Origin of the sequence: Streptomyces sp. BE303, from assembly GCF_036290945.1 — a bacterium.
Classification (GTDB): Bacteria; Actinomycetota; Actinomycetes; order Streptomycetales; family Streptomycetaceae; genus Kitasatospora.
In genome coordinates this window covers 1-268 of the sequence record NZ_JAQYWZ010000797.1, presented here as the reverse complement: position 1 = coordinate 268, position 268 = coordinate 1, and the positions used below count along the sequence as shown (strand labels likewise).

The following is a 268-nucleotide window of genomic DNA, read 5'->3' as shown; positions in this document are numbered from 1 at the left end:
GCGCCGGCCTCGGCCATCGGTGACTCGGACGGCTCCGCCGGGTCCTTCCAGGGCAACGGCGGCACCAACTTCACCGGCACCGTCGGCGACCACAGCCCGAACTTCCACTTCCTGGACAACGCGAACGTCTGCCTGCCGGAGGTCCACAACATCGCGGTCGCCGTCCTCGGCGTGGCCGTCCCGGTCGAGGTGCCGATCCTCAACAGCACCCCGAAGCAGATCTGCAACGTCGGCCAGAACACCCAGTCCTCGGGCGACGCGGGTGTCT

General features: G+C 69.0%; 1 protein-coding gene. It reads left to right on the top strand.

Translation table 11 applies throughout. From position 1 onward, the window contains the following. On the top strand, window positions 1–268 hold a 268-nt coding region (locus PUR56_RS26010), incomplete at both ends, for a rodlet layer protein (RefSeq protein WP_329950689.1).